Consider the following 21,451-nt stretch of genomic DNA (forward strand, 5'->3'; position numbering starts at 1 on the left):
GTTAGCTGGAAATATGTATTTTTCTGTCACACGCAGCCATTTTGTGAAGCAGGTCAAAGGTTAATAATTGGTTAAATTTGCTAAATATATGCACAAACCTGTCATTCTCCCGGTATGTGATAGCGCTCTACATTCTTGCGGGTAATAACGGCTAAAACAATAGGCGTCTGAATGCTGCTGGGTAAGAAATGACGCTAAGTCTGTGTTTTTCCTTTATCCAGACCGGAAATCCCTCACCGGTAGCCCGAACTTATCGCGGCGTTGCTGGTGGATCGAAAGAGAATTATACCGGAGAACGTCATGCATAAATTCACTAAGGTACTGGCTGCCATTGGTCTGGCTGCCGTTATGTCACAATCAGCTATCGCAGAAAACATCAAACTGGGGTTTCTGGTTAAGCAACCGGAAGAACCCTGGTTCCAGACTGAATGGAAATTCGCTGATAAAGCAGGAAAAGATCTCGGTTTTGACGTCATAAAAATCGCCATTCCTGATGGGGAGAAAACCCTGAATGCCATCGATAGCCTGGCCGCAAGCGGCGCAAAAGGTTTCGTCATTTGTACGCCGGACCCGAAGCTGGGACCGGCGATTGTGGCGAAAGCGCGCAGCTACGATTTGAAAGTCATCGCGGTTGACGATCAGTTTGTAAACGCGAAAGGCAAGCCGATGGATACCGTGCCGCTGGTGATGATGGCCGCGACCAAGATCGGCGAGCGGCAAGGGCAGGAACTCTGGAAAGAGATGAACCAACGCGGCTGGAAAGTGGAGGACACGGCGGTGATGGCGATTACCGCCAATGAGCTGGATACCGCGCGCCGCCGTACTTCAGGCTCAATGTCTGCGCTCAAGGCCGCCGGCTTCCCGGAAAAACAGATCTATCAGGTGCCGACCAAATCGAATGATATCCCCGGTGCGTTTGATGCCGCTAACTCCATGCTGGTTCAGCACCCGAAAGTGAAAAACTGGCTGATCGTCGGCATGAACGACAACACCGTGTTGGGCGGCGTGCGCGCGACGGAAGGTCAGGGGTTTAAAGCGGAAAATGTGATTGGTATCGGTATCAACGGCGTGGATGCCGTCAGCGAGTTATCCAAAGCGCAGGCGACGGGGTTCTTCGGGTCGCTGCTGCCGAGTCCGGATATTCACGGCTATAAGAGTATTCAGATGCTGAATGACTGGGTAACCAAAGGCGTGGAGCCGGCGGCATTTACCGAAGTGACGGATGTCGTGCTGATCACCCGTGACAACTTTAAGGTCGAACTGGAGAAAAAAGGGCTGATGTAATCACGCCCGATTTCGTAAAGACGCGGATAACGCCGGTCTGCATCAGCGGGCCGAGGTTATCCGTTTTTCGACCATTGTGATGAGGAAACCGACATGACAGCACAGTCTCCCTATTTGTCGTTTCATGGGATTGGTAAAACGTTTCCCGGCGTCAAGGCGCTTTCAGACATCAGTTTTTCCTGCCAGGCCGGCCAGATCCACGCATTGATGGGGGAAAACGGGGCGGGTAAATCGACGCTGTTAAAAATTCTTAGCGGCAATTATTCCCCGTCGGAAGGTGAAATTCACATTCAGGGCCGGCCCGTGCAGTTTAACAATACGATGGATGCGTTGAATGCCGGCGTTGCCATCATTTATCAGGAACTGCATCTGGTGCCGGAAATGACGGTGGCTGAGAACATCTACCTTGGCCAGTTGCCGCATAAATACGGCATGGTGGACTATTCACTGCTGCGCTATGAAGCCAGACTTCAACTTGAACATCTGGAATTGGACATCGACCCGGATACGCCGCTTAAGTACCTGTCTATCGGCCAGTGGCAAATGGTGGAAATCGCCAAGGCGTTGGCCCGCAACGCTAAAATTATCGCTTTTGATGAACCGACCAGTTCGCTGTCCGCGCGTGAAATCGAGCAGCTTTTCCGGGTGATTAAGGAACTGCGCAGCGAAGGGCGGGTTATTTTGTATGTTTCGCACCGGATGGAGGAAATCTTCGCGCTGAGCGATGCCATTACCGTGTTTAAGGATGGCCGCTATGTCCGCACGTTTGACGATATGCGGCAGGTGAACCACGAATCGCTGGTACAGGCGATGGTAGGGCGAGAACTGGGTGATATTTATGGCTACACGCCGCGCCCGCACGGTGAAACGCGACTGATGCTGAAAGATGTGAAAGCGCCGGGGGTGAAATCTCCCGTCTCTCTGGCGGTAAAACAGGGGGAAATTGTCGGGCTGTTTGGGCTGGTGGGGGCGGGCCGCAGCGAACTGATGAAGGGGCTGTTTGGCGCAACGAAAATCACCGACGGTCAGGTGCTGCTGGATGGCAAGCCGCTGGTGGTGAATTCTCCCCTTGATGCGATTCGTCAGGGCGTGATGCTGTGCCCGGAGGATCGCAAAGCGGACGGCATCATCCCGGTGCATTCGGTCCGCGACAACATCAATATCAGTGCGAGACGCAAGAGCCTGACCGCCGGTTTTATCATTAACCACCAGTGGGAGGTGGAGAACGCAGCGAAGCGCATTGCGGCGCTCAATATCAAAACGCCCTCCGATGAACAACTGGTGATGAATCTTTCCGGCGGGAACCAGCAGAAAGCCATTCTTGGGCGCTGGCTGTCCGAAGAAATGAAAGTCATTTTACTTGATGAGCCAACGCGCGGCATTGATGTCGGGGCGAAGCACGAAATCTATCACGTCATCTATGAGCTGGCGAATCAGGGGGTCGCGGTGCTGTTTGCCTCCAGCGATTTACCGGAAGTGCTGGGTCTGGCTGACCGGATTATCGTCATGCGCGAAGGCGCCGTTTCCGGCGAAGTGATGCATAACGACGCCACGGAGCAGAATGTGCTCAGTCTGGCGATGTTACGAACCCCTGATATCGAATCTGCGGTTGCCTGACCGCGAAGGAGCCAAATAATGTCAACGGTTACGTCTGCAACCTCAGAAAAGAAGAAAGGCGGTATAGAACTATCCCGCATTTGGGACAACTACGGCATGCTGGTGGTGTTTGCCGTGTTGTTTATCGGCTGCGCGATTTTCGTCCCGAATTTCGCTTCGTTTATCAATATGAAAGGGCTGGGGCTGGCGATCTCGATGTCCGGCATGGTGGCCTGTGGGATGCTGTTTTGTCTGGCTTCCGGGGATTTTGACCTGTCGGTGGCCTCCATCATCGCCTGCGCCGGCGTCACGACGGCTGTCGTGATCAACATCAGTGAAAGCCTGTGGATTGGCGTCGGTGCGGGCCTGTTGCTGGGCGTGGCATTCGGGGTGCTTAATGGTTTTGTCATTGCCCGCCTGAAAATCAACGCGCTGATTACGACGCTGGCAACCATGCAAATTGTGCGCGGCCTGGCGTACATTATTTCTGATGGCAAAGCGGTTGGGATTGAAGATGAGCGCTTCTTCGAGCTGGGATATGCTAACTGGCTGGGGCTGCCCGCGCCGATCTGGATCACTATCGGCTGTATGATTCTGTTTGGTCTGTTGTTGAACAAAACGACATTTGGACGCAACACGCTGGCGATTGGGGGGAATGAAGAGGCCGCCCGTCTGGCCGGGGTGCCGGTCGCGCGAACCAAGATCATCATTTTTGCCTTGTCCGGTCTGGTGTCGGCCGCCGCGGGCATCATTCTGGCTTCGCGTATGACCAGCGGTCAGCCGATGACCTCCATCGGGTATGAACTGATTGTCATTTCAGCCTGTGTGCTGGGCGGCGTATCGATGAAAGGTGGAATTGGCAAAATTTCTTACGTGGTGGCTGGGGTGTTGATTCTCGGCACGGTAGAGAATGCCATGAATCTGCTGAATATCTCTCCGTTTGCTCAGTATGTGGTGCGTGGTCTGATTTTGCTGGCGGCGGTCATTTTCGACCGTTACAAACAGCTGGCGAAGAAGACGGTATAAGCCCGTGCGGCAGACGATGGCCTTCTGCCGCATTTTACCCTTATCGCGTATACCGGAGGTTTGATGTATCACCGTATGGCGCAAGACTCGCAGCCCAACCCGCTACTGCCGGGATACTCGTTTAACGCTTACCTCGTCGCCGGTCTGACGCCTATTCAGGCTGAAGGGCCGCTCGACTTTTTTATCGATCGCCCTGACGGAATGAAAGGCTACATCATTAATCTCACCATCAAGGGGCAAGGACAGGTTTTTGATGGTGATGAAACATTTTTCTGCAAACCGGGTGACTTACTGCTGTTCCCGCCCAAATCAAAGCATTTTTATGGGCGCTCACCGGATAGCGATTGCTGGTATCATCGCTGGGTTTATTTTCGTCCGCGCGCTTACTGGGCGGACTGGCTCGAATGGCATACCCAAAGTAGCGGTATTGGCCGCATGAGTCTGCCGAACAACACATTGCTGTTGGAATTTGACCGGCTGTTTGCCAGTATTGAACAGATGCAGCGTTCCGGGCGTCGCTTTTCGGAAGAGCTGGGCATGAATTTGCTGGAGCGCCTGCTGCTCAGAGCGATGGAGGAGGATCCGCAAAGCCCGCAGAAAATTATGGATCCGCGGGTGATCGAAGCCTGCCAGTTTATTACCAGCAATCTGGCCGGGGAACTGCGTATTGATGAGGTGGCCCGACACGTTTGTCTGTCGCCGTCGCGTCTGGCCCACCTGTTTCGCGAGCAGGTCGGCATTAATATTTTGCGCTGGCGTGAGGATCAGCGCGTGATCCGCGCCAAGCTGCTCTTACAAACGACGCAGGAGTCTATCGCCAATATTGGTCGCGTGGTGGGGTATGACGATCAGCTCTATTTCTCACGCGTGTTCCGTAAGCGTGTCGGCGTCAGCCCCAGCGATTTTCGCCGCCGCCGCAGCGAAATCAACTTTCCGGCGGCGAAAACATCGCTTGCGGCATGGGGAGGGAAAGCGTCCCGCGCGCTTAGTCGCTGACTGAGCAGACCGCGCCAGATTCCCCCGGCAGGCGACGGGTATATACTGAGAAAGACACCAAAAAATAAATAAGCGAAAGGGGAATCATCATGAGTAAGACTGTTCGTGTGGGACTGCTGGGCTATGGTTACGCCAGTAAGACATTTCATGCCCCGTTAATCGCCGGGACGCCGGGGATGGCGCTGGCGGCGGTGTCCAGCAGCAGCCCTGAAAAAGTCCATGCGGATTGGGCAAACCTGCGGACAGAGCAAGATCCTCAGGCATTGTTCAATGACCCCGATATTGACCTCATTGTCATTCCCACCCCCAATGACACCCACTTCCCGCTGGCGAAACAGGCGCTGGATGCGGGGAAACATGTCGTTGTCGATAAACCGTTTACCGTGACGTTGTCACAGGCCCGCGAGCTGGCGGCGCTCGCCGATCGGGTAGGTAAAGTGCTTTCTGTTTTCCATAACCGCCGCTGGGATAGCGATTTTCTGACGTTGAAACAGCTTATTGCGACAGGGACGCTGGGGGACGTGGTGTATATGGAATCTCACTTCGATCGCTTCCGGCCCGAGGTTCGCCAGCGCTGGCGTGAAGACGGCGGTGAGGGAAGCGGTATCTGGTACGATCTTGGGCCACACCTGTTGGACCAGGCATTACAGCTGTTTGGTTTACCGGTGGCGATTCAGGTTGATATGGCGCAATTGCGACCGGGGAGTCAGGCGACGGATTATTTCCACGCTACGCTGATTTACCCGCAGCGGCGCGTGGTATTGCACGCCAGTATGCTGGTGGCCGCGGCGGTTCCTCGTTATACCGTGCATGGCATGCACGGCAGCTTCGTCAAGTATGGGCTCGACCCGCAGGAAGCGCGGCTGAAAGCCGGCGAGCGTCCGCCGTTGGTCGATTGGGGACAGGATAAGCAGGACGGCGTGTTGACACTGTTTCGCGATGGCATAACGGTAGAGCAAACTGTCACAACCCTCCCCGGCAACTATCCTGCTTATTATGCCGCCGTTCGCGATGCGCTGCTGGGTAAAGGTGACAATCCGGTTAGCGTTCATCAGGCGATTCAGGTGATGGAATTGATCGAGCTGGGACTGCTGTCCCATGAGCAGAAAAAAGCCATCACGCTGAAAAACAGCTAGTGTTATTACGTTTTATCCCGAATAGTTAACCGTCTGTTTAACCGGCGAGCGTAAGATCGCCTGTGAGTAAGAATAATAAGTGGGTTGATAAACCGAAGAGGAGATAGGTGTCACGCATGGGGTGGTTACAGCGGTTACGCATTGATAGGTTTTTACTGGTTCTGATCCTAGTGGTGGTGGCGACATCGATTCTTCCTGCTGAAGGCCGCGCGAAGATTTTCTTTGAACATCTGACAACGGCAGCGATTGCGCTGCTGTTTTTTATGCATGGCGCCAAGCTATCGCGTGAGGCAATAAAGGCTGGCATGGGGCACTGGCGTTTGCATCTGGTGGTGTTTAGCAGCACGTTTATTCTGTTCCCGCTGCTGGGCATCGGCATGACCCTGCTGACGCCGGTCGTCCTGACGCCGACATTGTATCTTGGTTTCCTCTATCTGTGCGCGCTGCCTGCGACGGTGCAATCGGCGATCGCCTTCACCTCCATCGCCGGCGGTAACGTCGCGGCGGCAATCTGTAGCGCCTCGGCGTCCAGCATTTTGGGCGTGTTCCTTTCGCCGATTCTGGTGGGGGTGCTGATGCAGACGCAAGGCGGGGAAACGGATACCCTGCACGCCATTGGCGCCATTATCATGCAACTGATGGTGCCCTTTGTTATTGGTCATCTGTCACGTCCGTTGATTGCCAACTGGGTCGATCGTCACCGCAAGCTGATTAGTATCACTGACCAGTCATCCATTCTTCTGGTGGTGTATGTCGCGTTTAGTGAGGCCGTGGTGCAGGGTATTTGGGGGCAGATCAACGGCTGGTCGCTGCTGGCGGTCGTGGCTTGCTCGATTCTGTTGTTGGCCATAGTGCTGCTGATCAACACGCTGGCGGCGCGCAAACTGGGCTTTAACACGGCGGATGAAATCACCATTGTTTTTTGTGGTTCGAAAAAGAGTCTGGCGAATGGTATCCCGATGGCGAATGTCCTTTTCCCGGCTGCCGTCGTCGGTGGCATGGTATTGCCGCTGATGATTTTCCATCAAATCCAACTGATGGTCTGCGCAATGCTGGCGCAGCGCTATGCCAAACGCCTGAGTAAAGAGCAAGAGCCGTCACCCGGCGCGTAAAACAACCACGCCCTCGGCCTGCGCAGGCGAGGGCGTGGTCATCTGTTCAGGCAACCTTTGCCGACACTAATTGGCCGCGGCGCGTTTGCGTAACACCTTGTCACGCAGTTGCTGTTTTTCCTGCTCGCTGATAAAAGCGATATTCAGGCCGTTTTCCTGTGCTTTACGGGTTTCCTGCGCCGTCAGACCGGCGAGAGGGGCGGCAACCTCATATTCGTGACGGATCTCAATGCCCTGAACCGCGGAATCGTCCGTATTAATCGTAGCGGGAATGCCATAACGCAGGAAATGGATCAGCGGATGTTTGTCCAGAGATTCGACCGTGCTGGTTTGAATATTGGAGGTCAGACAGGATTCAATGCCGATACCTTGTTCCGCCATGTGCGTCATCAGCCGCGGATCGATGATCGCCGTGACGCCGTGTCCGATACGCTCTGCGCCGAGGTGATTGATCGCCTGCCAGATACTTTCCGGCCCCGCCGCTTCCCCGGCATGCACCGTGATGTGCCAGCCCGCATCACGGGCTTGTCGGAAATGGGACGTAAACAGCGCGCCGGGATATCCCAGCTCATCCCCGGCCAAATCCAGCGCCACAATGTGATCGCGTTGAGACAGCAGGGCATCCAGCTCCTGCTGGCACGCATCGGTACCGAATGTCCGGCTCATAATGCCAATCAGACGGATGTCGATATCGAAATCATGGCAGCCTGCGCGAATGCCGTCGATCACGGCTTCGACGACGCCAGCAACCGGAAGTTTGTGGTTCATCGCCATGTAGTAAGGTGAGAAACGCAGCTCGGCGTAATCCAACCCGGCCTTCATTGCATCCTCAACGTTTTCATACGCCACGCGACGACAGGCGTCCAGTGAGCCGAGAACGGCCACGCCCCAGTCTAGCTTTTGTAAAAAGCGGATCAAATCCGGCTCGTTCTCCGTGATTTGAACGTAGGGAAGCAGCGTTTCAATATCGTTGGCGGGGAGTGCGACATTGAACTGTCGCCCCAAATCCAGAATGCTTTGAGAGCGAATATTGCCGTCAAGATGACGGTGAATGTCCGTCAAAGGGATGAGTGAATCGATCATCGTGTTGTTGTCTGATTAGTGTTTTTCATACGTTAAAGTATAAAAAGAAACGGAGGTAAATAGCCAATGGTTACCGATGAAATTCAGTATCTTTAATGGATTAGCTGGAAAAACAAACCATTATCGTTTTTCGTGCCTGTTAACGTGTCGAATGCAGTTTCGGTATCACCCGGATATAGATTAATTCGCTTAATAATTCCACGAGGGTTTGGCAGACGATCACGGCGGGAAGCAGCGGCAATGCGCCGGGCATTGCCAATGCCAGCGGCAGGATGACCAGCGAGTTACGCGTGCCGGCGCTAAAAGCTACGGCGCGGCCGCTACCGGAATCCAATCGAAATGCGCGACCGGCGAGCCAGCCAAGCACCGGCGCTGCCAGTGCGAAACACAGATAAAACGGCACTGCGAGTAACACCGTGTTCCAGGTGGCGCGCAATGGCGGAACGACCGCCGCCACGACGATGAAGAGCACCAGCGCGGTCGCCGGAACCGGGAGATAGCCGAATGCGTTTGCAATGGTCGCCATGGGACGCCATCGCGCCGCCAGCCCTTGCAGCAGGGCGGCCAGTCCTAAGGGCACGATAATCAGCCAGATAAATGCATCGATAAACGGCGCATAAACGATGAGTCCGGCGGCGGCGTCGCCGATAAACAATGCCAGATAAAACGGTAACATCACCATTTGCACCATGAGCAATAATGGCGTCGCCGCCAGCAAACGCGCCGCATTGGCGCGCCCCAAATGGGCGAATGTCACAACGTAGTCGATGCACGGCGCCAGCAGCACCAGCAATATGCCCAGTTTCAGGTTGGGTTCCGCCGGGAAAAAGGGCAGTAAGAGCGCGATCAGCAAGGGGATCATGATGAAGTTGGCAACCAGCAGCGCGCCGAGAAACCTGACCTGTGTAAAGCTTTTTCCGAACTCGGTCAGCGGAACCTGTAGGAATGTCACAAACAGCATGAGCGCCAGAGCCGGGTTAATCACGACATCCAGCCGCTCTGTATTCGAAACCAGCATTGTCGTTGCGACCGCCATCAGCACGGTAAAAAAGTAAATCGCGGCCTGATGCGCCTCCATGACGGGTTTCAATGTGGTCATAGCGTTATCTCAAAACGTGACGTAGCCGATACGTCGAGCCGCCTGCGCACTTGCTGCGGGACTCGGGTGACACATGGCACAAAAACGGTGGCCGGACGGCCACCGCGTATTCAGGTCGTGATTTCACCGCACGGCAGATTACTGTGCCGGTGGCGTGACGGGATTTTCCTGTTCACCGGGCTGGGCGGCATCGCCTTCGTCTGGTATGGCGAAATACGGGCCGATGAGATCGCTCAGCGGCATCTTGTTGCCGTTGAAGTCAACCTGCCCATCGGCATAGTGTAATGAACTGGTAATCGCATTATCCTTGGTAACGCTGAGCTGAAATGCTTCTCCGCTTTGTGCGATCATGTTCACCTGCTGTTGCGCGCTCGCCGCCAACTGCTTTCTTTTTTCCTCGTTCGAGGTTTTGGGGCCGCCCTGAAAGATGAGCTCCGCCAGCATCTCCATCGGTACGTTAAGTTTGGCATCCAGCTTCTTGAGTGACTGACGAATAATTTTTTCTTCATCCGAGGAGGCCGGGCCAGCCGCTTTATCCGCATTTTTCAGGGGATCGGTGAGATCCAGCGCCAGTGTGAACGTTGCTTCACCTTTACTGTTTTTCCAACTGAGCGGAGAAATTTCGACGCTTGGGTTGCCTTTTAATAACTGCGGCAGCGCGTTCAGAAACGTCATGGTGATTTCATGTTGATAAACATCAGGATCCAGAGTGGCGGCATTTTGCAGTAACTGCTGAGATTTTTCCTGATAGGCGGTGAGGAACTGTTTGGCGCCGATGCCATCAAGCTGTGATATGGACATATTCATATTGCCGGAACCCAGATTACGATTATCGAAGGTTAACGATTCCAGCGATACGGCCAGTTTTCCGGCCAGATTTTTGTCATCTTCCGTGGCATGGCTGTGTAATGAGAAGTTATTCAGCGTCAGCGGATCGCTGTGCTCGACGGAAAAGGTGAGCGCTTTCAGCGACAGGGAGCTATCGCCTAAATCAAGATCGAATTTTCCCTTCTGATTCGTTGCCTTGAGAGTGAGATCCGCCACGTCGAGATGTTCGTTCATTCCCCATTGGTTTTGCCTTTCCATCTTCAGGCTGGCAATGGTGGTATCGAGCTTGCTGCTGCGCAGGTCGCGTCCGACATCGAGCAAGACGTCGGCGCCGCTGAACGTGAATTTTTGCTCCGGCGTTTGGTAGTCGATCGGTTCTAGCTTAATGTCAGACTGCGTATCGCCGCTGTAGGTGACGCGGGTATCCGCCGTAAAAAACGGTTTATCTTTGGTCAGTTCAAACCAGGCTTTCACCGCTGGCGTCTTGGCCGGTTCGGTATGGACAGACGCCATGGCGGGTAACAGGTTGAACTTCTTAAGCTGCGCCAGTGGGAAAGGGCCGTGAGAAACCGTTTCGTTGAACACAATTTCTTCGCCGGTCGCGAGGAACTGCACGCCTTTTGCCGTACCATCCGTCTGTAAAACGTAAGCGAGCTTGCTGCTGAAGATCCCACCCTGATAATCGCGATAGACGACTTTCAGCCCGGAATCCGGGTAATTTTTCTTCAGTTGCTCATTCAGCGTGTCGGTAAAACCATCAATCTGTTCTGCCAACTGTTTACCGGTGTACCAGGATGCGCCGGTCCAGACGGCGCCCAGAGCAATAATGACGCCTGCGGCGACTAACGACTTCTTCATTTTTATTCATCCTTTAGTAAAAAAATGCGCGTTTTCAGCCTGAATGCTGACAAAAAAGTATGAACCACATTATCGGTTAAACACCCGAGCGAGACGTCCCTGACCTTCAACCGTTACCGGTGATTCACAGGCGGAAATAAAGCAGGACTCTCCGGAACGCAGCGAAATTTGTTGCTCATTTTTTTGCAGGACGGCATGGCCGTCAACACAAAAGACAATCGCCGCACTGTGTTGACTGAGCGTTTGAGGCTCGCGGCTCAGTTCATGCAGCGAAAAAGCAAAATCATCAACAGGGATCGGGAAACGGAGTTCCCGGTCTTGCCGCTGCGGTACGGTGAGTAATTGGTTTGCGGGTTTCGCTTCAAACGCAACGTTTGCCAACAGTTCGGGAATATCAATGTGTTTCGGCGTTAACCCGGCCCGCAGTACATTATCAGAATTGGCCATGACTTCCAGCGCAACGCCTTTCAGGTAGGCATGGGGCGTTTGCGCAAACAGGAACATCGCCTCGCCCGGCTGAAGCGTAATCAGGTTCAGCAGCAGGGGCGCGAATAACCCGCAGTCATCAGGATAATACTGCGTAAGGGTGCGGACCGTCGCCCAGGGCTCGTCATTCTGGTTGTTTAACGCGGCCTTCAGTACGCCGATCGCGCGTGATTTTTGTTCTCCGCTCATGCTCAGAAGGTTGGTGAACAGCATGGCGAGGTTCTTTGCATCCGGCTGCTGCAAAAAAGCGGTAATCGACGGATGCGCACTGGCAAGCGGCGTCAGAAGCCGCTCAATTTCGGATAATTCTCTAAATCCGTTCATCGCCTGGAAGGGGGTTAACGCGTAGACCAGTTCCGGCTTGTGATTGGCGTCTTTGTAGTTTCTTTCAGCGGCATCCAGCGCTATTCCTGCGGCATTTTCTTTGGCAAATCCCTGTTCTGCGGCGGATTTGCTGGGGTGTACCTGAATAGAGAGCGGCTGTTCGGCACATAAAACTTTAAACAGGAAGGGCAGTTCGCCGAAACGCTGCGCAATGGTTGCGCCGAGATGGGCGAGGGGGTCTTCCGCAATCACCTCACGCAGGCTGCGGGAGTGACCATGCTCATCAATAATCGCGGAGCTATTTTGATCATGGGCGCCCATCCAAAGCTCAGCCATGGGTAAATTATTAGGGTTATCAATGCGATATAGCTCAGTTAACGCATGCTTGCTGCCCCAGGCATAGTGCTGGACGCAATTGAGCATTTTTTGCATGTCGACTCCCTGCGGTTATATTAAATTGTTAATTTTTGTGATGTCAGTTGTTAATTGCCTGAGTGATTATGCATACACTGCATCTTCTTCTCTTCATGGTAATGTTTTATGTAGCACGATGCCAGACAGTGTTTCAGGCGGGTTCTACGGTGTTATTCGAGGTTTTGTACATTCGACGGTGTGTTTTAAGGAGGAAAGTCATGAGCACGACGCGTAGTGAAAAAGATTCAATGGGATCAATCGATGTTCCTGCTGAACGTTTATGGGGGGCGCAGACGCAGCGTTCGCTGGAGCATTTCCGCATTTCTGAAGAGAGAATGCCGCAGGCGCTGATATACGCGCTGGCGCAGACCAAGCGCGCGGCGGCCAGCGTCAATATCGCGCTCAAACTTCTGCCTGCCGATCGCGGCAATGCGATCATTCAGGCGGCGGACGAAGTGCTGGCCGGCAAACATGCCGGGGAATTCCCGTTAGCGATTTGGCAGACGGGATCGGGTACGCAAAGTAATATGAACATGAATGAAGTCTTAGCCAACCGCGCCAGTGAGCTGCTGGGCGGAGAGCGAGGCAACCACCGTCTGGTTCATCCCAATGATGATGTCAATAAAAGTCAGAGTTCTAATGATGTGTTTCCTACAGCGATGCACGTGGCGGCTGTTGTTGCGATCAATGAACACCTGCTTCCGGCGCTAAAAGCGCTGCACGCTACGCTGGCGGCAAAAGCCGAACAATTCAAAGACATTGTCAAAATCGGCCGCACGCATTTGCAGGATGCGACGCCGCTGACGCTGGGGCAGGAAATCTCCGGCTGGGCCGCGATGTTGCAGCATAATCTGCAACATATCGAGAATAGCGTGCCGCACATTTGTGAGCTGGCATTGGGCGGTACGGCCGTGGGAACCGGGCTGAACACGCATCCTGAATATGCGGTACGCGTAGCGGCGGAACTGGCAACGCTGACCGGGCAACCCTTTGTGACCTCGCCGAACAAATTCGAGGCGCTGGCAACCTGTGATGCGTTGGTTCATGGTCATGGGGCGCTGAAGGGGCTAGCGGCGTCATTAATGAAGATTGCCAACGATGTTCGCTGGCTGGCGTCCGGACCGCGCTGTGGGATTGGTGAATTGCGTATTCCGGAAAACGAACCGGGCAGTTCCATCATGCCTGGCAAGGTCAACCCGACGCAGTGTGAGGCGCTGACGATGCTGTGCTGTCAGGTCATGGGCAATGACGTTGCTGTCAACATGGGCGGGGCATCCGGTAATTTTGAGCTGAATGTGTATCGGCCGATGGTGATTCACAACGTCCTGCAATCGATTCGCCTGTTGGCTGATGGCATGAACAGCTTCAATGCGCACTGTGCCGTAGGCATCGAACCGAATCACGCGCGTATCAATCAGCTATTGAACGAATCGCTAATGCTGGTCACCGCGCTGAATACGCATATCGGCTATGACAAAGCGGCGGACATCGCTAAAAAGGCGCATAAAGAAGGCTTAACGTTGAAAGAATCGGCGATCAAACTGAACTACCTGACCGAAGCGCAGTTTGATGAATGGGTCAGACCGGAAGAGATGGTGGGTAGCCTGAAAAAATAGCGGCATATGCGTTGTCACATAAAACCTGCCGATCGGCAGGTTTTTTTCACTCCGGCGCGTCGGTATACAGGTGCAGGCGGGGAATGAGCAGACGCAGTTCCGCGGCCTTTGGCTTGTGTTTGTGCTTAATATTACTGGCGTCATAAGAAGGGAGTTCGCCAACAACCGGTATGCCGGAACCTTGCAGGCAAAGAACGAGTAAGGGAGACGGGCAGGGATGTTGAACCTGTTTTTGCTGGTCGGGGTACCAAACGCGTGCGATAGGCTGCACTTTTACCGGCCGCTTGATTTTCAACGCGGCGTTTTCCGGTATGCGCAATACGGTTTCTATCTCTTGCTCCACGTGCGCGATCCACTGCGCTTTTGTGTAAGGCGCGCTGTGCCTGGCCGCTTTCAGGCTTTTCGTCAGTTGTTCCAGAAGTTGCGCTCGCGTCATGTTTTTGATGATGTGCTTATTCGCCCAGCCAAAACGGACCGATGCCGGGTTAGTCAGTAGCGTTAACGAACGGTAAGCGCTGAGCGTGATTAACCCTTTCAGATGTGTGTGAACGAATTCAAAGCGCTGTTCCGGCGCTAACCCTGACTCCACGGTAATGATCTGTTCCAGCGTGTTTTTCAGCGCATTAATCTCTGCAATCAGCGCGTGTGCCTGCTGGTGTTGTATGGCGTCTACGGTAAAACACAGGGCGCCCGGTAAACGAATCGCACTTTTGCTGCTTAGCGTTTCTGGGTAGTGATGAATGAACAGCCGCTGAAAGTGCGCCAATCCTTTATCACAGGCTTCCTGACCAACGTGTTGGTGAACCGTTATTTTGTCGATAGGGTCGTGTTCCGTTCCTTTTTCCACCGGGGGAAGGGAATAGACGCGGGCAGCGAGTAATGGATAGGCCGAAAATTGTTGCTGCATCAAGGCCAGCTTGGTCTCCAGCGTGTAGAAACAGCGATTCATTCGCTCTACTAACGTATATCGGCTCATCGTTAACCTCATTTTAGTTACAACATATTTAAGTATGATTACCATAAATACTCATATCAGCAAAGGCAATCATGATTCTTTTCTACAGGATAAAGGGCGGTATCGAAGGCGGAAGTGCGGTAATACGAGGAGTCTACCCGGGTTGAGTAAACTCCCGTAAGAAAAGGGTTTAAAGGCGCCGTTTTAATATCAGGCTTACCCACAGCGCGATAAGTAAGAGCGCGCCGAGAAACAGGGTTATGCCAAACCAGCCGTAGGCGTGCCAGAAAAAACCGCCCAGCGTTCCGGCCAGACTGGAGCCCAGATAGTAAGAAAACAGATACATTGATGAGGCCTGACCTTTTGCCCGGCGCGCCCGTTGACCAATCCAACTGCTGGCGACGGAGTGGGCGGCGAAGAAACCGGCGGTAAACAGCATCATGCCGATAAAAATGATGAATAGCGGGGTAAGCGCGGTGATCCCCAGCCCCGTAAGCATCAGAATAATAGCGCAACTCAGCACGGGGCCGCGTCCGTAGCGTGACGTCAGCACACCGGCGGTTGGTGAACTGTAACTCCCGGTCAGATACACCACGGACAGCAAACCAACGATCGCCTGACTGAGCAGATACGGCGGTGCCAGCAGGCGATATCCAATATAGTTAAACAGGGTGACGAATGCGCCCATCAGTAAAAAACCCTGCAAAAACAGCAGTGGCAACCCTGCATCGCGCCAGTGCAGTTGACTATTGAGCCACAGTGTTTTGGGGCGCAGCGATCCCCGGCGAAAATGGCGGGATGGGGGAAGAATGCGCCAGAAGGTTATCGCCGCCGCGAGCGCCAGCACACCGATGGTGCCGATGGCGACCCGCCACGGAAAATAATCCGTTAAAACGCCGCTGACCAGACGACCACTCATGCCGCCAATCGAGTTGCCGCTGATATAGAGCCCCATTGAAAATGCCAGCACGCTCGGATGCATTTCTTCACTCAGGTAACTCATGGCAACGGCCGCCACGCCGCTTAACGATAGGCCGACCAGCGCCCGAACAATCAGCACGCCGCTCCAACTGGTCATGAAAGCGCAAATCACGGTACAGATCGCCGCTGACATCAGCGACACGACCATGACATTTTTACGGCCGATGGTGTCGGAAAGCGGGCCGGTAAACAATAGCCCTATAGCCAGCATCCCGGTCGAGACGGAAAGCGACAGGCTGCTGGTGGCAGGAGAAATATCGAAATGCGCTGAGAGCACGGGCAGCAACGGCTGCACGCAATACAGTAGGGCAAAGGTGGCTAATCCGGCAGAAAACAGCGCCAGCGTGACGCGCATAAACTGCGGCGTACCGCGTTTAATATAGGGCGTTTTACCTGAAACGATGGGGATATTCCCGTTTGCATCGACAACCGGAGAAACAGGCCTGTCGCTCGTTGTGGAACCGGACAGATGGCTCAAAAGACGTCCTTACCAAAAAACTAAATCAGAGGTGAATCAACAATAAGGCGATGATAGAAGAGTGGTATTGTTTTGTATAATATATTAATAATCATGATTGATATGTCTAAAATATGAATATCGAACTACGTCATCTCCGCTATTTTATTGCCGTGGCCGAGGAACTGCATTTTGGTCGCGCCGCGGAAAGGCTGCGCATTTCACAGCCTCCGCTTAGCCAACAGATTCAAATTCTGGAGGAACAGATAGGGGCAAAACTTCTGGCGCGCAACAACCGCAATGTTCAGCTTACCCCCGCGGGCGCGATGTTCCTGAAAGAAGCCTGGGCGATTATCAGTCAGGTTGAACAGGCTGCGGAGCGGGCTTCCCGCATTCAGCGGGGAGAAATCGGTGAGCTCACGATCGGCTTCACGTCATCCGCACCCTTTATTAAAAAGATATCCAGCAGCCTGCTGCATTTTCGTCAGGCGTACCCGGAAGTGCATATTCAGATGATAGAGCTTAATACTAAACAGCAAATTGAACCGTTGCTGAATGCTAAACTTGATATCGGAATCATGCGCAATAATCCGCTGCCTGAGGCGCTGGATCATCAGTTGCTACTGCGAGAACCGCTGATTGCCGTGGTTCAGGAATCCCATCCGCTGGCGCAGCAGGCGGGGGGGAATGCCATCAGTATCACTCAGTTGGCGAATGAACCGTTCGTTTTCTTCTCTCGCGCGGTTGGAACAGCGCTGTACGACGACACGCTCACGTTACTTAAACGCTACGGTATCAGCCCTTATATAACGCAGGAAGTGGGGGAGGCGATGACAATCGTCGGGCTGGTGTCGGCAGGGTTGGGCGTTTCCATTCTACCGGCTTCATTTCTGCGTATTCGGGTCGACGGCGTGAAATATCTCCTGCTGGAAGAAGAGGACGCGACAACGGAAGTTTGGTTGGTGACGGCGGGGCACCATGTGCAGAACGCAGCGGCGCAAACGATGATATCGATGATGCTGGGGCGATAAAATTTTCAATATGTGCGTCGAATCACATAACGAATCAAATATTTGACGACTTTAATGAAAAGCTCCACCATACCCGCAGTTTTTTTATTTTGCAGCGTGAAAAATACTGTGGCATGAGACGTCGTCATGCGACATGAGATGTTAATTCTTCAGCCGCAGTTCAGTACACCCTTTCTGGTTCAAGTTGCAGGACAACGCGTATACGTTTTGAACAGCGTACAGGCATCTTGAAGTATGACAGGCACATAACGTGTAGGAGCCAGGTTTGTGATTGCCGACGGTCAACCGGGACATATCGATCAAATCAAACAAATGAATGCCGGTGCCGTATACCGACTGATCGATAAGTACGGACCGATATCCCGTATCGAACTGTCTAAACGCGCTCAGTTGGCACCAGCCAGTATTACCAAGATTGTCCGGGAATTGCTGGAAGCGCATCTGGTACAGGAAACGGAGTATCAGGACGTCGGCAGCCGCGGGCGGCCTGCGATTGGCCTGACACTGGATACGCAAGCCTGGCACTATCTTTCCGCACGCATCAGCCACAACAGCATGTCGTTGGCACTGCGCGATCTCAGCAGCAAACAGGTTGTGGAAGAAGATGTCCCGCTTCCTGCCGATGCCCCTCAGCCGCTGCTTGACCGTATTCTGAATGAAATCGATCAGTTTTTTATTCGTCACCAGAAACGGCTGGAACGGTTAACGGCCATCGCCATTACCGCACCGGGCATGATTGATGCCAGTACCGGTATTATCCACCGGATGCCTTTTTATGATGTTGAAGAAATGGCGATAGGCCCAGCGCTTGAGCGGCGTACCGGTCTGCCGGTGTATTTACAGCACGATATCTGTGCCTGGACGATGGCCGAGGCGCTATACGGCGCGGCGCGCGATTGCAAAAACGTGATTCAGGTCGTCATCGATCACCATGTTGGCGCAGGTGTGATTACCGGTGGACGCATTCTCCATGCGGGCAGTCGCAATCTGGTTGAGATCGGGCATACGCAGGTCGACCCTTATGGCAAACGCTGTTACTGCGGTAATCACGGTTGTCTGGAAACCGTCGCCAGCACGGAAAATATGCTGGAACTGGCTCAACAACGGATGCAGGCGTCCATGAGTTCACTGCTGCATGGCTTGCCGCTGACGGTAGAGAGCCTGTGTGAGGCGGCATTACAAGGCGATCAGTTAGCGAAAGATATCATTACCGGCGTCGGCCATAATGTGGGTCGTATTGTGGCTATCATGGTGAATCTCTTTAATCCCGATAAAATTCTTGTTGGTTCCCCGCTGAACAAGGCATCCAGCATTTTGTACCCGGCCATTTCAGGCTGTATCCACCAACAGTCGTTCCCCGCCTACAGCCACAATATTCAGGTTGAAGCGACGCACTTCTACAATCAGGGCACCATGCCTGGCGCCGCGCTGGTAAAAGATGCGCTCTACAATGGATCGCTGTTGGTTAAACTGTTGCAGGGATAATCTCCCGCGTCGCTGCGTAACAAAACATTGCGCTAACGCAAACTGCCAGAATGATGCATAGCCTAAACTTTCACGGTTGAAAATATTTGGGCTGCGCTGGTTATATTCGGGTGGTTTGGAGTTATTCCATGTTGAAACGTATTTTTGTCACTGGTACCGATACCGCCGTTGGTAAGACCGTGGTATCCAAAGCGCTTTTGCAAAAACTGGCGCTGACAGGCAAATCGGTTGCCGGTTACAAACCGATAGCAAAAGGCTGTAAAGAAACGAAAGAGGGCTTGCGTAACAAAGACGCATTGCTGCTACAGGCGGCTTCCACGCTGGAGCAGCCTTATAACATGGTGAATCCTATCGCGTTACGGGAAGATGAAATCAGTACCAGCGAGGAGACGATCGATTACTGTGCGATGACTCAGGGATTGGGCCACATGGGCGAAATCGCCGATGTGGTCGTCGTTGAAGGGACCGGTGGATGGCGTACCGTCATGAACGATCTGCGTCCTTATTCCGAATGGGTGGTGCAGGAGCAATTGCCTGTTGTACTGGTTGTCGGCATTAAATTAGGTTGCATCAGCCATGCGCTGCTGACGGCTCAGGCTATTATTAACGACGGACTACCGCTGGCCGGCTGGGTGGCGAATCGTATTAATCCGGGACTAGCGAACTATGCCGACGTCATCAACGTTCTGCGTAAAAAGATCCCCGCGCCGCAGTTAGGCGAACTGCCTTATTTACCGCGTGCGGAGCAACGGGATCTCTCATCTTATATCGATCTCTCTGCCCTCAGTTAGTTGCCTCTGATTTTCTTTTTGTTCCCGCATTCTGCGGGAATATTTCATCAATTGACGCGCTGAGCCACTATTTCAGTATCGGACTGAACGCAGGCCGAGTCTTTCATAAGAATGTGTCTATCGCTTTCGGTAATACATTTTTGCGACATACTATTTCGATTCCCTTCGGACGCATGTAAACCTTTTTACTGAATTGGGCGTGATGCTGGCGAGCTGGTGCCTTTATTATCCGCATTTTCCTTCACGCAACTCGGATCGCAGGTGAGGGGGCAGACTCTATACATTAGCCGTTATTTGCTTCAAACTGGACAAGTAAAAAAATCAATGGGTTATTACCGAACGTGAATTTTCGTTCCCCTTAGCGCCAAACCTCTATCCCTGAAAATATAATGAAAACAAAGAATAACCAGATGCAGAATCCCGTCCCACATCGCCATTGGATTTTGATTGCCTGTATGTTAGCCATGTTTACGGCGGCGATTGAGGTGACGATTGTTGCGACCGCATTGCCGACGATCATTGCGGATTTAGGGGGCTTTTCCCTGCTAGGCTGGGTGTTTGCGGGCTATTTGCTGACGCAGTCAATGAGCATTCCCATTTATGGTCGGCTTGCCGATCTTTATGGGCGTAAAAGCGTTTTCTTTACCGGCATGATGGTGTTTTTGCTGGGGTCAATTCTGTGTGGTTTTTCAACGCACATGGGATGGCTGATTGTCTTTCGTACCTTGCAAGGGCTGGGCGCCGGGGCGATCACACCGATTGCGTTTACCATTGTCGCCGATGTGTACAGCCCCGTCGAGCGCCCGAAGATACAGGGTTATCTGTCCAGCGTGTGGGGCGTTTCCGCCATTATCGGTCCGCTTCTGGGCGCATTTATCGTGCAGCACTTCAACTGGGCGCTGGTTTTCTGGGTGAATGTGCCAATCGGCTTGTTCGCGATATTCCTGCTGGCTCGCTACCTGCCGGCCATCAAAACGGATCGTCAACCTCAGTTAGACTGGCTGGGCGCATTTTATCTGATGATCTGCATCGCCAGTCTGCTGATGGCGTTGCTACAGGCGGACGTTTTCGGCTACTGGGTTATTCCGATGCTTGCCGTATCCCTCGCCGGGGGAATCCTGCTGGTCAGGCAGGAGAAACAGACCTCGGCGCCGCTGTTTCCGCTCGCGCTATGGCGTAACCGGGTCATTATCGCAGGCAATTTGGGTGGGTTGGTCGTCGGGGCGTCCATGATGGGCGTGAGTGCCTTTTTGCCGACCTTTATTCAGGGCGTCATGGGGAAAACCCCGCTGGAAGCCGGCAGCATACTGGCAATGATGTCGATTGGCTGGCCGCTGGCCAGTACGCTGAGCGGGCGATTAATGCACTGGACATCTTACCGCTTTACGGCGATGTGCGGCGGTATCCTGCTGATTATCGGTAGCCTGACGCTTTTAACCATTCAGCCAGACAGCAACCTGCTGTGGGCGAGGTTGGCTGCATTTTTGATCGGGGCAGGGATGGGGCTGAGCAGTACGACGTTTCTGGTCTCAATACAAAATTCGGTAGACTATTCCATACGCGGTATCGCCACGGCTTCCGCGATGTTTACGCGTATGCTGGGGTCCGCGCTGGGAACGGCGATTCTTGGTGCCGCGCTCAACATCGGCCTGTCCTGGCATGCGTCTGACGTCAACGATCCGCTCCAGACACTGATGGATCCAACTAAACGAACGTTACTGGGCGCCAATCAGCTCGATACGCTGGCATCTCAGGTTGCTTCATCCCTTCATGGCGTATTTATGGTTTCCGCACTTATCGCCGTCATTACGCTGTTTTCCGCCAGAATGATCCCGGCAAGACAACGCCCGTCTGACAATCAAAAAAGTAAAGGCGCCTGAGCGCCTTTGAGGT

Annotated in this window: 17 protein-coding genes; 11 read left to right on the forward strand and 6 right to left on the reverse strand. The window is 53.4% G+C overall.

The window, feature by feature from the left end; genetic code table 11:
* Positions 1 to 300 precede the first annotated feature (300 nt).
* From EDC54_RS09210 to EDC54_RS09235, 6 genes are all read left to right on the forward strand, one after another.
* Entirely contained in the window at positions 301 to 1,284 is a 984-nt protein-coding gene (locus EDC54_RS09210; RefSeq protein ID WP_132455428.1) for an arabinose ABC transporter substrate-binding protein, read from the forward strand.
* A 93-nt stretch (positions 1,285 to 1,377) separates the two neighbouring features.
* Positions 1,378 to 2,901 (forward strand): L-arabinose ABC transporter ATP-binding protein AraG, encoded by a 1,524-nt coding sequence (gene araG / locus EDC54_RS09215; protein WP_132455430.1) that lies wholly within the window; start codon positions 1,378 to 1,380, stop codon positions 2,899 to 2,901.
* A gap of 18 nt (positions 2,902 to 2,919) precedes the next feature.
* The gene (gene araH / locus EDC54_RS09220) at positions 2,920 to 3,906 is read left to right on the forward strand and encodes an L-arabinose ABC transporter permease AraH (RefSeq protein WP_132455432.1); all 987 of its coding nucleotides are present in this window, start codon (positions 2,920 to 2,922) and stop codon (positions 3,904 to 3,906) included.
* Positions 3,907 to 3,969: 63 nt separating this feature from the next.
* A complete protein-coding gene (gene araC, locus EDC54_RS09225) occupies positions 3,970 to 4,902 on the forward strand; it encodes an arabinose operon transcriptional regulator AraC (RefSeq protein ID WP_132455434.1) in 933 nt (310 codons plus the stop codon).
* 89 nt (positions 4,903 to 4,991) lie between these two features.
* On the forward strand, positions 4,992 to 6,038 hold the full coding sequence (locus EDC54_RS09230) for an oxidoreductase (protein ID WP_132455436.1): 1,047 nt from the start codon (positions 4,992 to 4,994) through the stop codon (positions 6,036 to 6,038).
* 116 nt (positions 6,039 to 6,154) lie between these two features.
* Positions 6,155 to 7,150, forward strand: coding sequence for a bile acid:sodium symporter family protein (locus EDC54_RS09235; RefSeq protein WP_132455438.1), 996 nt, complete (start codon positions 6,155 to 6,157; stop codon positions 7,148 to 7,150).
* A 66-nt stretch (positions 7,151 to 7,216) separates the two neighbouring features.
* On the opposite strand, the gene add is transcribed toward EDC54_RS09235, so the two are convergent.
* From add to manA, 4 genes are all read right to left on the reverse strand, one after another.
* On the reverse strand, positions 7,217 to 8,233 hold the full coding sequence (gene add / locus EDC54_RS09240) for an adenosine deaminase (RefSeq protein ID WP_132455440.1): 1,017 nt from the start codon (positions 8,231 to 8,233) through the stop codon (positions 7,217 to 7,219).
* 139 nt (positions 8,234 to 8,372) lie between these two features.
* Complete coding sequence (locus tag EDC54_RS09245) at positions 8,373 to 9,332, reverse strand: arsenic resistance protein (protein WP_132455442.1); 960 nt, start codon at positions 9,330 to 9,332, stop codon at positions 8,373 to 8,375.
* A 138-nt stretch (positions 9,333 to 9,470) separates the two neighbouring features.
* A complete protein-coding gene (locus tag EDC54_RS09250) occupies positions 9,471 to 11,018 on the reverse strand; it encodes a YdgA family protein (protein WP_132455444.1) in 1,548 nt (515 codons plus the stop codon).
* A 69-nt stretch (positions 11,019 to 11,087) separates the two neighbouring features.
* On the reverse strand, positions 11,088 to 12,260 hold the full coding sequence (manA, locus tag EDC54_RS09255; RefSeq protein ID WP_132455446.1) for a mannose-6-phosphate isomerase: 1,173 nt from the start codon (positions 12,258 to 12,260) through the stop codon (positions 11,088 to 11,090).
* Between the two features lie 200 nt (positions 12,261 to 12,460).
* Here manA and fumC point away from each other — a divergent pair, with 200 nt between their 5' ends.
* Positions 12,461 to 13,858: a class II fumarate hydratase gene (gene fumC / locus EDC54_RS09260; protein WP_132455448.1), complete on the forward strand. Its 1,398-nt coding sequence runs from the start codon at positions 12,461 to 12,463 to the stop codon at positions 13,856 to 13,858.
* A 46-nt stretch (positions 13,859 to 13,904) separates the two neighbouring features.
* Here fumC and tus read toward each other — a convergent pair whose 3' ends face one another.
* Both tus and EDC54_RS09270 read right to left on the reverse strand, forming a co-directional pair.
* A complete protein-coding gene (tus, locus tag EDC54_RS09265; RefSeq protein ID WP_132455450.1) occupies positions 13,905 to 14,834 on the reverse strand; it encodes a DNA replication terminus site-binding protein in 930 nt (309 codons plus the stop codon).
* Between the two features lie 169 nt (positions 14,835 to 15,003).
* Entirely contained in the window at positions 15,004 to 16,203 is a 1,200-nt protein-coding gene (locus EDC54_RS09270) for an MFS transporter (RefSeq protein ID WP_380895478.1), read from the reverse strand.
* 182 nt (positions 16,204 to 16,385) lie between these two features.
* On the opposite strand from EDC54_RS09270, the gene EDC54_RS09275 reads away from it, so the two are divergent.
* From EDC54_RS09275 to EDC54_RS09290, 4 genes are all read left to right on the forward strand, one after another.
* Positions 16,386 to 17,282 carry a LysR substrate-binding domain-containing protein gene (locus tag EDC54_RS09275; protein WP_132455454.1) on the forward strand — a complete coding sequence of 299 codons (897 nt, stop codon included), beginning with the start codon at positions 16,386 to 16,388 and terminating at the stop codon, positions 17,280 to 17,282.
* 267 nt (positions 17,283 to 17,549) lie between these two features.
* Positions 17,550 to 18,767 carry a sugar metabolism global transcriptional regulator Mlc gene (gene mlc, locus EDC54_RS09280; RefSeq protein WP_132455456.1) on the forward strand — a complete coding sequence of 406 codons (1,218 nt, stop codon included), beginning with the start codon at positions 17,550 to 17,552 and terminating at the stop codon, positions 18,765 to 18,767.
* Between the two features lie 128 nt (positions 18,768 to 18,895).
* Complete coding sequence (gene bioD, locus EDC54_RS09285; RefSeq protein ID WP_132455458.1) at positions 18,896 to 19,558, forward strand: dethiobiotin synthase; 663 nt, start codon at positions 18,896 to 18,898, stop codon at positions 19,556 to 19,558.
* 389 nt (positions 19,559 to 19,947) lie between these two features.
* Positions 19,948 to 21,438 carry an MDR family MFS transporter gene (locus EDC54_RS09290; RefSeq protein ID WP_132455460.1) on the forward strand — a complete coding sequence of 497 codons (1,491 nt, stop codon included), beginning with the start codon at positions 19,948 to 19,950 and terminating at the stop codon, positions 21,436 to 21,438.
* Positions 21,439 to 21,451 lie beyond the last annotated feature (13 nt).

Origin of the sequence: Samsonia erythrinae (genome assembly GCF_004342665.1) — a bacterium.
GTDB lineage: Bacteria > Pseudomonadota > Gammaproteobacteria > Enterobacterales > Enterobacteriaceae > Samsonia > Samsonia erythrinae.

Bases quoted from the DNA above. Each gene is read 5' to 3' on its own strand.
- EDC54_RS09210 (WP_132455428.1), top strand. From the start codon at position 301: ATGCATAAATTCACTAAGGTACTGGCTGCCATTGGTCTGGCTGCCGTT.
- araG (WP_132455430.1), top strand. From the start codon at position 1,378: ATGACAGCACAGTCTCCCTATTTGTCGTTTCATGGGATTGGTAAAACG.
- araH (WP_132455432.1), top strand. From the start codon at position 2,920: ATGTCAACGGTTACGTCTGCAACCTCAGAAAAGAAGAAAGGCGGTATA.
- araC (WP_132455434.1), top strand. From the start codon at position 3,970: ATGTATCACCGTATGGCGCAAGACTCGCAGCCCAACCCGCTACTGCCG.
- EDC54_RS09230 (WP_132455436.1), top strand. From the start codon at position 4,992: ATGAGTAAGACTGTTCGTGTGGGACTGCTGGGCTATGGTTACGCCAGT.
- EDC54_RS09235 (WP_132455438.1), top strand. From the start codon at position 6,155: ATGGGGTGGTTACAGCGGTTACGCATTGATAGGTTTTTACTGGTTCTG.
- add (WP_132455440.1), bottom strand. From the start codon at position 8,233: ATGATCGATTCACTCATCCCTTTGACGGACATTCACCGTCATCTTGAC.
- EDC54_RS09245 (WP_132455442.1), bottom strand. From the start codon at position 9,332: ATGACCACATTGAAACCCGTCATGGAGGCGCATCAGGCCGCGATTTAC.
- EDC54_RS09250 (WP_132455444.1), bottom strand. From the start codon at position 11,018: ATGAAGAAGTCGTTAGTCGCCGCAGGCGTCATTATTGCTCTGGGCGCC.
- manA (WP_132455446.1), bottom strand. From the start codon at position 12,260: ATGCAAAAAATGCTCAATTGCGTCCAGCACTATGCCTGGGGCAGCAAG.
- fumC (WP_132455448.1), top strand. From the start codon at position 12,461: ATGAGCACGACGCGTAGTGAAAAAGATTCAATGGGATCAATCGATGTT.
- tus (WP_132455450.1), bottom strand. From the start codon at position 14,834: ATGAGCCGATATACGTTAGTAGAGCGAATGAATCGCTGTTTCTACACG.
- EDC54_RS09275 (WP_132455454.1), top strand. From the start codon at position 16,386: ATGAATATCGAACTACGTCATCTCCGCTATTTTATTGCCGTGGCCGAG.
- bioD (WP_132455458.1), top strand. From the start codon at position 18,896: ATGTTGAAACGTATTTTTGTCACTGGTACCGATACCGCCGTTGGTAAG.
- EDC54_RS09290 (WP_132455460.1), top strand. From the start codon at position 19,948: ATGAAAACAAAGAATAACCAGATGCAGAATCCCGTCCCACATCGCCAT.